This window comes from Nonomuraea sp. NPDC049758 (assembly GCF_040674635.1).
Classification (GTDB): Bacteria; Actinomycetota; Actinomycetes; order Streptosporangiales; family Streptosporangiaceae; genus Nonomuraea.
Window position 1 is genome coordinate 1 of sequence record NZ_JBFAMZ010000042.1, and the last position, 14,783, is coordinate 14,783.

8 protein-coding genes and 2 pseudogenes are annotated in these 14,783 nt (G+C 68.2%); 5 read left to right on the plus strand and 5 right to left on the minus strand.

The genetic code is table 11. The annotated features are described in order from the left end of the window. Positions 1-715: 715 nt before the first annotated feature. A pseudogene (locus AB0J46_RS49985) lies at positions 716-901 on the plus strand (transposase); the annotation flags it as partial. 551 nt (positions 902-1,452) lie between these two features. Then, positions 1,453-4,830, plus strand: a complete 3,378-nt coding sequence (locus AB0J46_RS49990; RefSeq protein WP_364343917.1) for a tetratricopeptide repeat protein — start codon at positions 1,453-1,455, stop codon at positions 4,828-4,830. A 171-nt stretch (positions 4,831-5,001) separates the two neighbouring features. On the opposite strand, the gene AB0J46_RS49995 is transcribed toward AB0J46_RS49990, so the two are convergent. Continuing rightward, positions 5,002-5,910 carry a TIGR04222 domain-containing membrane protein gene (locus tag AB0J46_RS49995; RefSeq protein ID WP_364343920.1) on the minus strand — a complete coding sequence of 303 codons (909 nt, stop codon included), beginning with the start codon at positions 5,908-5,910 and terminating at the stop codon, positions 5,002-5,004. Between the two features lie 1,112 nt (positions 5,911-7,022). Here AB0J46_RS49995 and AB0J46_RS50000 point away from each other — a divergent pair. Next, a pseudogene (locus AB0J46_RS50000) lies at positions 7,023-7,256 on the plus strand (reverse transcriptase domain-containing protein); the annotation flags it as partial. Between the two features lie 76 nt (positions 7,257-7,332). Then, positions 7,333-8,166, plus strand: coding sequence for a group II intron maturase-specific domain-containing protein (locus tag AB0J46_RS50005; protein WP_364343923.1), 834 nt, complete (start codon positions 7,333-7,335; stop codon positions 8,164-8,166). Positions 8,167-8,358: 192 nt separating this feature from the next. Here the strand turns inward: AB0J46_RS50005 and AB0J46_RS50010 are convergent, their stop codons facing one another. Further along, the gene (locus AB0J46_RS50010) at positions 8,359-10,197 is read right to left on the minus strand and encodes a serine/threonine-protein kinase (protein ID WP_364343926.1); all 1,839 of its coding nucleotides are present in this window, start codon (positions 10,195-10,197) and stop codon (positions 8,359-8,361) included. Between the two features lie 495 nt (positions 10,198-10,692). On the opposite strand from AB0J46_RS50010, the gene AB0J46_RS50015 reads away from it, so the two are divergent. After that, positions 10,693-11,865 carry a tetratricopeptide repeat protein gene (locus AB0J46_RS50015; RefSeq protein WP_364343929.1) on the plus strand — a complete coding sequence of 391 codons (1,173 nt, stop codon included), beginning with the start codon at positions 10,693-10,695 and terminating at the stop codon, positions 11,863-11,865. 179 nt (positions 11,866-12,044) lie between these two features. On the opposite strand, the gene AB0J46_RS50020 is transcribed toward AB0J46_RS50015, so the two are convergent. The 3 genes from AB0J46_RS50020 to AB0J46_RS50030 all read right to left on the minus strand — a co-directional run. Continuing rightward, on the minus strand, positions 12,045-13,256 hold the full coding sequence (locus AB0J46_RS50020) for a pentapeptide repeat-containing protein (RefSeq protein WP_364343932.1): 1,212 nt from the start codon (positions 13,254-13,256) through the stop codon (positions 12,045-12,047). Between the two features lie 178 nt (positions 13,257-13,434). Then, positions 13,435-13,998 carry a recombinase family protein gene (locus AB0J46_RS50025; protein ID WP_364343935.1) on the minus strand — a complete coding sequence of 188 codons (564 nt, stop codon included), beginning with the start codon at positions 13,996-13,998 and terminating at the stop codon, positions 13,435-13,437. Between the two features lie 244 nt (positions 13,999-14,242). Then, a partial coding sequence (locus AB0J46_RS50030) for a hypothetical protein (RefSeq protein WP_364343938.1) occupies positions 14,243-14,783 on the minus strand: 541 nt, incomplete at its 5' end.

The window sequence follows — 14,783 nt, forward strand, 5'->3', positions numbered from 1 at the left end:
ATGCCCTCGGCGCGGGCCTGGTCCACCAGCCGGGCCACCAGCTCCCGATCCGTCGATTCCTCCGGCTTCTTGCGCGCCACCGTGGCGTCCTCCAGGTCGATCTCCGTCGATGCCTGGATCACAGTACTCATCAGGTGCGTCCTCCATGATCAGGAGTCACACCGTTCTTTGTACAGTCCCAGTGACGGGTGAGGGGCCTTCATCTGACGGTGGTGGTCTCAAATGGTCAACGCATCACCGTTGGTCAGGAAGTCAGCATAGACCTCTGCCGGTGAGCGGTACCCAGGATGCGTCGCGGGCGGTTGTTGAGCTCGGCGGCGATCCAGTCCTGGTCGGTGTGGTCGAGTGTCCGTAAGTCGGCGCTCTTGGGCATGTACTGGCGCAGGAGAGGGGTTGGTGTTCTTGTTGCTCCCGCGTTCCCAGGGGCTGTGCTTGTGGCAGAAGTAGACCTGGATGCCGGTGTCGGCACTGAGAGTCTGGTGCTCGGCCATCTCGCGGCCGCGGTCCCAGGTCGCGACTGGCGCAGCGGTGTGGGTACGTGGAGCAGTTGACGTACGAGATGGGGCCGAATCTGGTGGGCCTTGATGCCGTCAGGCAGCGCGACCAGGGCAGTGTAACGGCTCGTGCGCTCGACGAGCGTGGCGATCGCCGACGGGCGCGTGTCCATCATAAGATCACCCTCCCAGTGCCCGGGAAGAACACGGCCCTCCACTTCTCCGACGTGGTCGGCATCTTCCCCGACCGAGCCGCGATCGTCCGGCTCGTCGGCGCCGTGCTGGCCGAGCAGAGCGATGAGTGGGTCGAAGCTCGCCGCTACATGGGCTTGGACGTGCAGGCCAAAGCCCGCCTGCGACTCGTCCCCGGCGACACACCCACCCGGCCCCGATCCCGCAGACACTGACCGCTTAACCTGCAGATACAGGATCACGCGAAGATCGACTCATACACCACATCCGTGGACGCGACCGCGTGGTGATGCTCCGTCGCCCTTCGGTGGTGATGACGTCGCTGAAGAGCGGATCCCGATTCTGGATCAGGAACCGCAGCTCGGTGACGCGGTCCCCGGACCCCTCGTCAGATTGCGAGCCTGCTGCACCGTCCATGCTTCGGTCGGGCGGGTGGTCGCATCGGTTTGCTCGAGGAGCTCGTGTTGGCGTAACTGTAGGGCGCTGAGCATTCCGACACCCTGATATCCGCCATAACCTCGCCTACTGCAAACAACAGGCAGAGGAGGCGTAGGGCGGACAGAATGTATGAACTGCCTGGTTAGGAGCGGTAGGAGAGCCAGGAGCTCCCGCAGCTTCACCTGCCACCAGCGGAGCGGCACGGGGCGTCGGAGATAACGGGTTCGCGACGTGTACGCGCTTTTCGTGTTGAGAGCGTCACGCTGAAGATGTGACAGCCTCTTCTGACCGGGCAGCGAGTTCTCCTCAGCAGCGACGCTGGCCGCGTGTGCTTGCCGCGCTGGCGGTCCTGATGTCGCTGGCTCTGCTGGGCTGGGGTGTGTGGGCGTTCTTCGACGATGCTGATCTTGGGGTACTGGACCAACGTGCCAGTGTGATCAGCATGTTCATCGGCGGCTTGGGCCTGGCAGCGACGCTGTGGGCGCAACGGCGCCCACAAGCGGGCCAGGTGGACGCACTAGCCACCACAACAGGGCAGGCATCGTCTTCAGGTTCGAGCTCGCCGACGGTCGCGGCCATGACCGACGGCATGGTGATCGGGCATGTGTCCTCTGCTGCTCAGCTCAGCGGCCCGCACCACTCCAGTGCCAAAGCTGAACGCTCGATCGCCGTAGGAGGCGACGTCGAGGCTCCGGTACTGAGCGGCGACGGCGTGATCACGTTCACTGGGCGCAGCCGCGGTCGGCCGCTGTCCGTCACTGGAGACATTTCCCATCTGGTCTTCGCTGGCGACGTGCAACCGCCACGCCGCTCCCTGCCTGATGCACTCCACGTCCCTGAACCGCAGGGCCTGACAGGTCTGCCGCGGCGGCCCGCAGCGGCCTTCGTCGGCCGTGATCAAGCCCTCAAGGATCTGCGCGCCACCCTTACCGCCGGGGCCGGGGCGGAGGTGATTAGTCAGGCCGTGGTCGGGCTAGGCGGGGTCGGCAAGAGCGAACTCGCCTTGCAGTACGCCCACCGCCATCGCGACGATTACCGGCTGGTGTGGTGGATCGACGCCGACACCCCTGACCAGATCCAGTCCGGGCTGGCGAGCCTAGCCCAGGCGATCGTGGCAGGCGCCGATTCCGCAGCTGCTGAGCAGGCCACCACCGCGGAGGCCGCCGCATGGGCACTGGCCTGGATGAGCAGCCACCAGGGCTGGCTGATCGTCTTCGACAACGTCGAAGAGGTCAACCACATCGAGACGTATCTGGCCCGTCTCATCGCCGGGCATGTGCTGATCACGACCCGGCGCGACATCGGCTGGCAGCACCTGGGCATCACCCCGCTGCGGCTGGAGCTACTGGAGCGGCAGGCCTCGCTCGCCCTGTTGGCCGAGTTGCTGGGCCCGCAGGCGAAAGGGCAGGCGGAGCTGCTGGATCAGCTAGCCGAGCAGCTGGGGGACCTGCCTCTTGCGCTCACGCAGGCCGGCGCTTACATCACCCGCACACCCCGCATGAGCGTGACCCGCTACCTTCGCTTGCTCAAGGATGCCCCGGCGCGCATGCACGCGGCCGCTCCGGCGGGTGACTCGGTGCGCGTGGTGGCCACCGTATGGGCGGTCAGCTGCGAGCGCATCGCCGCGGTCGATCCACTGGCCGTGCACCTGCTCCAACTGCTGGCCTGCTATGCCCCCGACAATCTGCCAGCCACCGTCCTGGACGAGTTGGATGCTGAGGATGACTTGGCGGTGGGGGAGGCACTGGCGCTCCTCGCCTCCTACAGCCTGGTCACCGTCACCACCAGCAACGACGACCCCGACGCTGAGGATCCGCAAGACCTGGTCAGCATGCACCGCCTCCTCCAGGCTGCCATCCTCGCCCAGCTCCCCGATGACCAGCACGACGCCCTCCAGCATCGGGCCGCCGACCTGCTCCAGGCCGCCCTACCCGACAATGCCGATCATGTGGGCACATGGCCTGCCTTCCGGCGGCTGCTTCCGCATGCCCGCGCCGTCGTGCCCCTAGATTCTCCCTACCTGCAGCAGATCCTCGACTACCTGCGCCAGAGCGGCGACCACGCCACCGGCCTGGCCATCCAGCGTGACGTCTACACCCACCATCTGCACAGATCTGGCTCCAACCACCCCGAAACCCTGACTGCCAGGCACAACCTCGCTGACTGGACGGGGGAGGCCGGGGATGCGGCCGCCGCCCGCGATCAACTCGCCGCCCTTCTCCCCGACCGTGAACGGGCCCTGGGCACCGACCACCCCAGCACCCTGCTCACCCGGCAAAACCTGGCCAACTGGACGGGGGAGGCGGGGGATGCGGCCGCCGCCCGCGATCAACTCGCCACCCTGCTTCCCATCGAGGAACAAGCCCGCAGCGCCGAACACCCCGACACCCTGCTCACCCGACACAACCTGGCGCATTGGACGGGGCAGGCGGGGGATGCGGCCGCCGCCCGCGATCAACTCGCCGCCCTTCTCCCCGACCGTGAACGGGTCCTGGGCGCCGACCACCCCAGCACCCTGCTCACCCGGTATGACCTCGCCCGCTGGATGGGGGAGGCGGGGGATGCGGCCGCCGCCCGCGATCAACTCGCCGCCCTTCTCCCCGACCGTGAACGGGCCCTGGGCACCGACCACCCCAGCACCCTGCTCACCCGGCAAAACCTGGCCAACTGGACGGGGGAGGCGGGGGATGCGGCCGCCGCCCGCGATCAACTCGCCACCCTGCTTCCCATCGAGGAACAAGTCCGCGGCGCCGAACACCTCGAAACCCTGCTCACCCGGCAGAACTTGGCCCACTGGATGGGGGAGGCGGGGGATGCGGCCGCCGCCCGCGATCAACTCGCCGCCCTGCTACCCATCTTTGAACGGGTCCAGGGCGCCGAACACCCCATCACCCTGACCGCCCGACACAACCTGGCGCAATGGACGGGGCAGGCCGGGGATGCGGCCACCGCCCGCGACCAGCTCACCGCACTCCTCCCCGACCACGAGCGCATCCTGGGCGCCGAACACCCCGACACCCTGACCACCCGATACAACTTGGCGCATTGGACGGGGGAGGCGGGGGATGCGGCCGCCGCCCGCGACCAGCTCACCGCCCTGCTCCCCATCGAGGAACAAGTCCGCGGCGCCGAACACCCCGACACCCTGACCACCCGATACAACCTGGTCCGCTTGGCGGGAAGTGTGGGGGATGCGGCCGGCGCCCGCGATCAACTCGCCGCCCTGCTCCCCATCGAGGAACAAGTCCGCGGCGCCGAACACCCCGACACCCTGACCACCCGCCAGAACTTGGCCAACTTGACGGGGCAGGCGGGGGATGCGGCCGCCGCCCGCGACCAGCTCACCGCTCTCCTCTCCGACTACGAGCGCATCCTGGGCGCCGAACACCCCAATACCCTGACCATCCGATATCACCTGGCCCGCTGGATCGGGGAGGCGGGGGATGCGGCCGCCGCCCGCGACCAGCTCACCGCTCTCCTCTCCGACTACGAGCGCATCCTGGGCGCCGAACACCCCGACACCCTGGCCACCCGGCAGAACTTGACCAACTGGACGGGAGAGGCGGGGCATGCGGCCGCCGCCCGCGACCAGCTCACCGCCCTCCTCTCCGACTACGAGCGCATCCTGGGCGCCGACCACCCCGACACCCTGGCCACCCGGCACTACCTCACCTACTGGACGGAACTGGCAGCGAAGGATGCATAGGGCGTACAGAATCGGAGCACTGTACGGTTACCGCAGAGTAGGGAATCTGTGACGGGGATGGACGCCTCGCCCTCGCCGCCAGGCGCGGCATCCGCCGGAACCGCCGTCACTTCGCCAGTCGATCACGGAGCCGGCTACTGCTGGTGGCCGGCAGGGGAGCCTGCCGTGTGGTCAGGGGCCGGCGCCGATGCCCCAGGAGCCTCCGGAGCTCCCGGAGGGTTGCTGGGGCGGCGGTTCGCGATCGCCGTCGGAGGTCAGTCCGTCGAAGGCGTCCAAGCCGTACTCGCCTCTCAGCCGCCGCCCCCCGCCGACCCTCAGCAAGGGCGTCCGGTCGTTCTTCCTTTTCCCGGCCATCACCGGGAACCCGATGCTGTAAGGGATGCCGGGTGGCAGCGGTAGCCGTCTGTCGCGGACGGCGGCACGTAGGGCGTTCACCGCGCCCGGGGTGAGCTTGCTGCGCAGGATGAGCGTGTACCGGTCCGCCGCGAGGAAGCCTCGCAGGGCTCCCACCCCGGCGACGAGGGCCGCGACGACCCGCAGCGGCGTCCAGGTGTCTCCCGCGACGTTCAGCGCGATCGTCCCGAGGGTGACGGCCGTGACGGCGGCCGCCCACCAGGCGCTCGCGCGTAATTGGGGGATCCGGCGCCGGGCCGCCTCGAACAGCCACTGGTTGCCGCCGACGAGGAAGCCCCGGCCCGCCAGGCTCAGTGTGAGCCGGTGCATCTCGGCGCCGGCGAGCACAGCGTTCCGGACCTCCTCGACCGTGGGGTCCCCGGCGGTCCCCGCCGCGTCCAGGACCGCTTGCTCGATCGGATGGCCGACCGTGGCGGACTCACCGGCCGCCACCAGCCGCGCGCCGGGATTGATCCGGAGAAGTTCCCGATCGAGAAGGCGCGACATAGCCGCCCGCACCACCGCGGGCGGCCCTTCTGAGAGGTAGGCCCGGTCGTCCCGGTCGAGGCGGCCAGTCGCGCGCGGGCTCGCGGCCCTGGCCCGTACGGTCTCCTCGCGAGCCTTTCCGATCGTCGCGACGACGACGCCATGCGTCACGATCGCGAGGACGAGCAGGAAAACATCCACGGCGCCCCCTGCGGCTCTGTCGGTCGCCCCGACACCAAGATTTCACGCGCGCGCTCGCATCGCCATGCCCGGAATCGGTGCCGGAAGTCAGAACGGCGACTCCTGCGCGCAGGCGCTGAGCGGTGCTGCAGAAATTGGCGCTAGAGAGTTGATCTTCATAGGGGTGCCAGTAAGAAGCGTGTCAGCGCGCCATGGAAAGCACTGTTTGTCCGAATGGAGGTGAAAGGCCGCCGTCGCTCTGCCGTCGTAGCGGTGGGGTGAAGCTGGAGGCAGCCTGATCCGGGGATCACCGGGGAGGGTGGGAGCAGCCTCGACAAAGTCGGGTCGGTTCAGCACTACCGGATGGGCCGGGCCCGGTGAGCGAGACGGGAAGGTATACGCGAGGAACCGGTGTCTTACGCCTCTTGAATTCTTGCCAGCTCCAACCCGGTGGATGTGGGCTGGTCAGCGGTGCGCACCCGCTTCTCATCGCGGGCGGGGAACTCCTGGTCGGGTATTGGCAGCCTGGGCTGGGAGGCCACGGCGAAGGACTACGGCGTAGCCGTGGCGAGGCCGCAGGGGTAGAGCCGGGTGTCTAACCCGTCGATCGGACAGCAGTGAACATGGGAACCGCTCGGGTTCGCTCTCCTGCTGCTCGCCTTCCAGGCGAGCGGCGAGAGATAGGTGTGATGCCCGCCGAAGGCGCGAGCGGGGCGGAGCCGCCGTAGTACTCGGAGCCGGGGAAAGCCCGGCACGTGGGGAAGGGCGGCAGCGTGTCAGTCAAGGAGAAGAGTGCAATGTCCGAAGACGCGCTGGTGAATACCGGCGCCGTGAGGTGGCCGGATGCTGATTCGGCATATCTCGCGGTACGGAGGATGCAGATCAAGTTGCACCGGTGGGCGGTCGAAGATCCTCACCGTCGGTTCCGTGACCTGTTCAACCTCGTCTATGAGCCGGCGTTCTTGATGCACGCGTGGGAACGCGTGTCCACCAACGCCGGAGGACGAACTCCGGGAATTGACCGGGTCACAACCTTCCAGGTCGAGACCCGGATCGGGGTCGAGGCTTTCCTGGCGCAGATTCGCACCTCGCTGAAGTCGGGCGAGTACGAGCCTGCCGAGGTGCGGCAGGTGATGATTCCCAAAGCGGGCGGCAAGCTGCGCAAACTGGGGATCCCCACCATCGCCGACCGAGTGGTCCAGGCCAGCCTCAAGGCGGTGCTAGAGCCCATCTTCGAGGCGGACTTTCTGCCGTCCTCGTATGGGTTCCGTCCAAACCGGCGAGCGCACGACGCTGTCGCCGAGATCCATCACCTGTCCTCGGGCTCCATGAAGTACCACTGGATCCTGGAGGCCGACATCCACGCCTGTTTCGACGAGATCGAGCACACGGCGTTGATGACTCGGCTGCGGGCGAGGATCTCAGACAAGCGCGAACACGCTGGTGAAGGCATTTCTGAAATCCGGGGTCATGACGGCCATCGGAGATTGGGAAGCGACACCGGCCGGAACACTCCAGGGCGGGGTCCTGTCTCCGCTGCTGGCCAACATCGCCTTATCCGCGCTGGACGAGCACTTCGACCGGCAATGGAAGCAGGAGATGCGAACCGACAAGCGGCGGGCCAGACGCAGACGGAACGGCCTGGGCAACTGGCGGCTCATCCGATACGCCGACGATTTTGTCGTGGTCGTATCGGGCGAACGCCACCATGCCGAGGCCCTGCGCGAGGAGGTGACAGGCGTGCTCGCCCCGTTGGGGCTGCGGCTGTCACCGGACAAGACCCGCGTCGTCCACATCGACGAGGGCTTCGACTTCCTCGGCTTCCACGTCAGAAGGCAGCGCAAACGAGGAACGCAGAAGTATTACGTCTACACCAAACCGTCCAAGAAAGCGATCCAAACGATCAAGGACAAGGTGAAAGACCGAACACGCAGGGCCTCCCAGGACATGCGCCCGGATGAGCTGCTGAGCAGCATGAACCGGACGCTGCGCGGATGGGCGAACTATTTCCGGCACGGAGTGTCCAAGGCGATCTTCGGCGCGATCGATAACCACGCGTGGCATCGCATCGTCAGATGGATCTTCCACAAACACTCCCGGATCAGCTGGCAACAACTGATCCGCCGATTCTGCCTGCCCGGCACCTGGAAACTCGCCTGCAACGGCGTCGAGTTCACCGGCGCATCGAGCGTCAAAGTAACCCGCTACCGCTATCGCGGCACCAAAATTCCGACACCGTGGTCATCGCAACCGGCAACCGCCACGACCGGCGGTTGACCCCCGGGCAAGACACGTGGAGAGCCCGGTGCATGGAGACATGCACGCCGGGTTCGGCGGGCGGGTCAGGGAAACGGACTGGCCGCAAGACCAGCACCGCGCCCTGGCCCGACCCAACTGAGCCCCAAACGGCGTCCCGTTGGGTCGTGGGAGGCGACGTGGGCGGAACCTGCGTCGCCTCTTCGCGCCGCCTCACTTGCCGGGTTCGGCGGGTGGTTGCTTGACGTCAAGGATTCGCCGGTAGAGCTGGCGGGCTTGCTCCGGGTTCCCGGCGCTGCGTTCGAGATCGGCCCAGCCGTTGAGTGCCTGGGCCGCCGCGCCGGGATCGTCGGTCTCGGTGGCCTGCTGAAATAGCTTGCGGGCCCTATCCAGGTTCCCGGCCGTCTTCTCCAGCGAGCCCAGATTCACCAACGCCTGCGGGGCTATGCCTGGTTGGCCGGTCTCGGCCGCTCGTTCCCAGAACCCGCGGGCCTGTTCCACATTTCCCGCGTCGTCGTACTCCAGACAGCCCAGACAGATGAGTGCCTTGGCCTTCTGCCAGGGGTTACCGACTTCGGCGGCCTGCTGGAACAGCGTGCGGGCCTCCTCCAGATTCTTGGCCGTCTTCTCCAGCCAGCCCAGCTCGATGAGCGCCGCGACTCTCAGCTCGGGATTACCGCTGACCTCGGTGGCCTGCCGGTAGAGCTGGCGGGCTTGCTCCGGGTTCCCGGCGCTGCGTTCGAGATCGGCCCAGCCGTTGAGTGCCTGGGCCGCCGCGCCGGGATCGTCGGTCTCGGTGGCCTGCTGAAATAGCTTGCGGGCCCTATCCAGGTTCCCGGCCGTCTTCTCCAGCGAGCCCAGATTCACCAACGCCTGCGGGGCTATGCCTGGTTGGCCGGTCTCGGCCGCTCGTTCCCAGAACCCGCGGGCCTGTTCCACATTTCCCGCGTCGTCGTACTCCAGACAGCCCAGACAGATGAGTGCCTTGGCCTTCTGCCAGGGGTTACCGACTTCGGCGGCCTGCTGGAACAGCGTGCGGGCCTCCTCCAGATTCTTGGCCGTCTTCTCCAGCCAGCCCAGCTCGATGAGCGCCGCAACTCTCAGCTCGGGATTACCGCTGACCTCGGTGGCCTGCTCCGCATTCCCGGCCTCCTCTCTCTGGTGCAAGCTGATGAACGCATCGTCGCGTGTCTGTTCGAGCCGGGTGATCATCGTGGAGATTTCAGGCGGGAGCCATCGCGTGGCGCCCTTAGCCGGTGCGGTCAACCGGTCGAGAAGATCGTCGAGGCTGGGCCGGTTCTGGGGTGTCTTGGTCAGGCAGGCGCCCACCAGGTCAGTCAGGTCGCTCGGCAGGCCGGCCAGGTTGGGATCGTTATGGAGGATGCGATACATGATCGCGTGGGAGTGGCCGTCGCCGAAGGGGTCGCGGCCGGTGGCGGCAAACATCAACACCGCCCCCAGGGAGAAAACATCGCTGGCAGGGCCGACCTCATCGCTTCGGATCTGTTCGGGGGACATGAATGCCGGAGTGCCCATCACGGCCCCCGTGGCGGTGTGCGAGGTGGTGTCCCATGCACGGGCGATGCCGAAGTCGATGACTCGGGGACCGTTGGCGGCCAAGATCACGTTGGCGGGTTTGAGATCACGGTGCACGAGTTTGCACTTGTGTATCGCAGCCAGGCCCTCGGCCAGGCCTGCCCCCAGCACGCGGACCGCGGTGGGCGGCAGCACTCCGTGTGTGGCGACGGCCTGTTGCAGGGACGGGCCGGGAATGTAGTCAGTGGCGAGCCACGGCTGATCAGTATCGGTGTCGGCATCCACCACCTGCGCGGTGTAGAACCCGCCGACCAGCCGGGCCGCCTCCACCTCGATCGCAAACCGACGCCGGAACCTCTCATCGTGGGCCAGTTCCGGTCGAACCACCTTCACCGCGACCGGCCGTCCACCCCGGGAACGGCCCAGGAACACCTGTCCCATGCCGCCGCCGCCTAGCCGCCCCTGCAGCAGGTAGGGGCCCACCTGGCGCGGATCATCTTCCCGCAGCGGCTCCATACGCCACCCTTTCGAAAAAATACGCGCGACAAGCCCTGATCTTTTCAGGAAATGAACCTTCTGTCCTGTGTTGTCGCCCAAGCTGTCCCTAGGCCGGACCGGCCCAGGGACAGGATCGCCGCCACCAAAGCAATTCACAAGGAGGCGTCGGCCTGCCCGGCGGGCTCGGACCTGGCCGACGACGACATCGCGGTATGGATCAAGCGCTACCTCGGTCGGTGACCTCGACCGTCAAGCTAATGGGCGTCAGCGTGGGCACCCTGTACAACCACCTCCCCGACCTTCAAGAACGCGCCGTCCGGCGCAGACCCCGCGCGGCCTGTAACGATTGGTCAGCTTGACGGTTGGGGCCACGTTCAGGAGGAGGACGCCGACATGTGAAGGTGCGACAGGGTGCCAAAACTGCTGCCGCCGCGAACACCAAGCGGACAGAATACGTGCATGCGATGGAAATGGGTTCTCGGCTCAACTGCTGCGGCGTTTGTGGTGGTGGCGGTGGCCCTATTCCTGAGTGACCTGGAGACGCTGTCGTGGATCGCGGGCGCCGGCTCGTTCGTCATCGCGATGGCATCCCTGGCCTTGGCACTGACTCAATCCGGCACCACCGAACCGCCGGCGATCGCCATCGGCGGCGATGTCCCAGCACCGGTGATGAGCAGCGACGGTGCGGTCGCTGTTGCGGGTGCCCCCCCTGCGACCTTGACCGCCCGGCACAACCTCGTCCGCTTCACAGCGGCAGCGAGGGACGCGGTTGCCGTCCGGGACCAGCACGCGGCCCTGCTCCCCATCCAGGAACGGGTCCTGGGCCCCGACCATCCCGACACCCTGAGCACCCGGTACAACCTCGCCCGCTTCACAGGTGAGGCGGGGGATGCGGCCGCCGCCCGCGACCAATACGCGGCCCTGCTCTCCGTCCGCGAACGGGTCCTGGGCCCCGACGACTCCGACACCCTGTACACCCGGGACGGCCTCGCCTACTGGACAGGGCGGGCGGGAGATGCGGCCGCCGCCCGCGACCAATACGCCGCCCTGCTCTCCATCCGCGAACGGGTCCTGGGCCCCGACCATCCCGACACCCTGTACACCCGGGACGGCCTCGCCTACTGGACAGGGGCGGCAGGGGATGCGGCCGCCGCCCGCGACCAATACGCCGCCCTGCTCTCCGTCCGCGAACGGGTCCTGGGCCCCGACCATCCCGACACCCTGATCGCCCGGTACAACCTCGCCCGCTTCACAGGTGAGGCGGGGGATGCGGCCGCCGCCCGGGACCAGCACGCGGCCCTGCTTCCTATCCGCGAACGGGTCCTGGGCCCCGACCATCCCGACACCCTGTACACCCGGGACTGCCTCGCCTCCTGGACAGGGCGGGCGGGGGATGCGGCCGCCGCCCGCGACCAATACGCGGCCCTGCTGCCCATCCAGGAACGGGTCCTGGGCCCCGACGACTCCGACACCCTGTACACCCGGGACAATCTCGCCTACTGGACAGGGCGGGCGGGGGATGCGGCCGCCGCCCGCGACCAATACGCGGCCCTGCTCCCCGTCCGCGAACGGGTCCTGGGCCCCGACCACCCCATCACCCTGTACACCCGGGACAACCTCGCCCACTTCACAGGGGAGGCGGGGGACGCAGCCGGATCCGCATGGAGATCATTTCTGGCGCGCTGACCTGTGGCTAAGTCATTCCAGGAACCGAACAAAAATTCAGGGCCTTGTGAGTGGTTGGGGCCACGCTCGGGAGGAGGACGCCGTTCGCGATGCGCTCGGCGTCGGCCGGCGGCAAGGCGCCGGGCGGTGAGGTCGTCCAGGGGACGTTTCCGCAGGGGCGCGTTGCTCGCTAACGGCGCTTATGACGCCTCGCCGTCCGTCCTCTGACCGCCGTCCCCCGCCGCCGCCAGGCGCAGCGTCTGCCACCCGTTCGCGGTTCCCTCCGCCCGCCAGCACGGCGGCCACCGCCGCTCCATGCCCTCGGCCGCCGGTGCGACGCGTACGCCGGTCAAAACCGCCACCTCCAGCCTTGATGCCCCGCCGAACTGGGCGTCGCCTGAGAAGGTCGCCTCGCCGAACACGGCGTCGCCTGAGAAGGCCGCCCCGCCGAACCAGGCCGGGCCGGTGAAGCTCACTCCGCCGAACCGAGCTTCGCCGGTGAAGGTCGCCTTGCCGAACTGGGCTTCGCCGGTGAAGGTCGCCTTGTCGAACAGGGCGTCGCCGCTGAAGGTCGCCTTGCTGAACCGGGCACCGCGGGAGAAGGTCGCCCCGCCGAACCAGGCTGGGCCGGTGAAGATCGCCTTGTAGAACACGGCTCCGCCCGTGAAGGTCGTCTCGCCGAACAGGGCGTCACCGGTGAAGGTCGCCTCATCGAACACGGCGTTGCCCATGCGGCAGGTGTTGAGATCGAAGAGGATGAGGACAGCTCCGGTGAGGTCGAGTCGGATGTCCGGCCAGTGGCGTGGGTTGCGGTCGGGGCGGCGGGAGGGCCACCGGCGGCGTGGTGCAGAGGAGTTGTCGTAGCGCAGGTGGGCGGTCAGGATGCGTTGGGCGGTTAGCCGAACCTGGCGTTCCTCCTGTGGATCGCGGCCGATCGCCGGGACGGAGACGCCGGCGACGGCGGCGCGCGGCACGGCGGGCCCGGCCCCGTCTGGCAGCGTGTAGGGCATGCGCAGGTAGGAGCAGATCACGTCCACGATCGTCTGCCGCAACGCCGGGGTGTCCTGGGCCAGGCGCTCCAGCGCGTACAGACCACCGAGCCGAACCGGGGCCTGGGCGTTGCCGAGCTGCTCGACCGCCTTGGTGTAGAGCTCAGTGACCCGGCGTTCGGCGGCGTCGTGCGTGGTGTGCGCGGTGGCCAGCTCCTGGTGCCGCTGGCGGCGCACGGTCAGCAGGAGCGTCACCGCGGCGCCGACGCCGGCACCGGCCGCCAGCGCGGTCCGGACGGCCTCGATCCGGGCGGAGATCCGCTCGGGAACGGGCAGCGTGCCCAGATCCTGCAACAGCCAGGTGCTGACGCCCCAGACCGCGGCACCAACCAGCAGTGCCGCGGGCAGAGCCCACCACCACATCGAACGCGGCGGTCGCAGCGCGGGAGGAGGGGCGGACGGGCGGGGTGAGCGTCGGATAAGGCCCACGTACACGATTCCTCTCCTGGCGGCACGCTGTTACGAGGTGTGGGGCAGCTCCTCATCGGACTTCTGCCCGCCACGCCGAGCTCTTCGCACGGACCCGAGCGAAGGGGCCAGCCTACGACTCCTTGGCATCGGCGAGCGTCTTGTGGACGACGCCCACTGAGACGCCGACGCCGGCGGCGATGGTGCGGATGGATTCCCCGCGCTCGCGGCGGGCGAGGATCGCGGCGCGTTTGTCGTCGTCGACCACCGGGGGGCGGCCGCCGACCCGGCCGCGGCGGCGGGCCGCCTCCAGGCCGTCCTTGGTCTTGCGGACGATGTCGCGGCGCCGGTCCTCAGACAGGGCCAGGGCCAGGTCGAGGATCCGGGAGCGCTCGGTGTGCTCGCCGGCCGCGATGCCCTCCAGCACCTTGACCGCGATGCCGCGCTGGAACAGGTCGTTCAGGACGATGAGCCCTTCCAAGAGGTTGCGGCCGAGCCGGTCGACCTCCTGGACGGTCAGCATGTCCCCGTCGCGCAGGTAGGACAGCGCCTCCAGCAGGGCGGGCCGGTCGTCGGTGGCGAGCTTGCCGCTGATCTTCTCCTCGAACACCTTCAAGCAGATCGGGTCGAGCGCATCGTGCTGGCGTTGGGTCTTCTGCTTGTCGGTGCTGACCCGGACCAGGCCGATGAGCGCCACAGGGGACCGCCTTCCGTTCATCAAACGCCGTGCGCGAAGAATCTGAACAGTAACAGGTTCCGACCGAAAATGAACGGCAAAATGAACGCTCGAACCGGACACGACGGCCGACGATCCCCGTTCGGCCGGGCATCCGGCGAGCGTTCGTCAAACGGTCGTTAGATGAACGCGCCGGACGACTACGGAAGGTCGTCCGCATCCGAGATCCGCCGCGCCCGGATCCGTCAGGCAGAGCGGGCCTTGATCAATCCAGGTTCTCCCAGTCCCAGGGATCCGCGGCGGTCCCATCGGGTTCCCGCCCGAATCGGAACTGCTCCCGATGATCGCCGATGCCGATGAACTGCTCGAATAGCCCTGCGGCAGGCAGCCTCTCGGCCAGTGTCCGCATCTGTTCCCCGGCCCCGGCCTCCCGCAGGCTGTTCAGCAGAAGGCCCACCCCGAACGGGTTGTTCAGGGCGACGTGCGCGGCGGGATCGCGGGCGAGCAGCACCCGCACCTGGTCTCCGGCCCCGACCCTCCGCAGACTGTCCAGCAGGTCGCCCACCTCGCCCGGGTCATCCAGGGCGACGTGCGCGGCGGCGCGTTCGGCCAGCACCCGCACCTGATCCCCCGCCCCGGCCCCCCGCAGCCTGCCCAGCAGAAGGCCCACCCCGCCCAGGTTGTCCAAGGCGACGTGCGCGGCGGCGCGTTCGGCCAGCACCCGCACCTGATCCCCCGCCCCGGCCCCCCGCAGCCTGCCCAGCAGAAGGCCCACCCCGCCCAGGTTGTCCAAGGCGACGTGCGCG

What these genes read in the sequence shown, in the direction of transcription:
- AB0J46_RS50020 (WP_364343932.1), bottom strand. Translation starts at nt 13,256, where the DNA reads ATGTGGTGGTGGGCTCTGCCCGCGGCACTGCTGGTTGGTGCCGCGGTC.
- AB0J46_RS50010 (WP_364343926.1), bottom strand. Translation starts at nt 10,197, where the DNA reads ATGGAGCCGCTGCGGGAAGATGATCCGCGCCAGGTGGGCCCCTACCTG.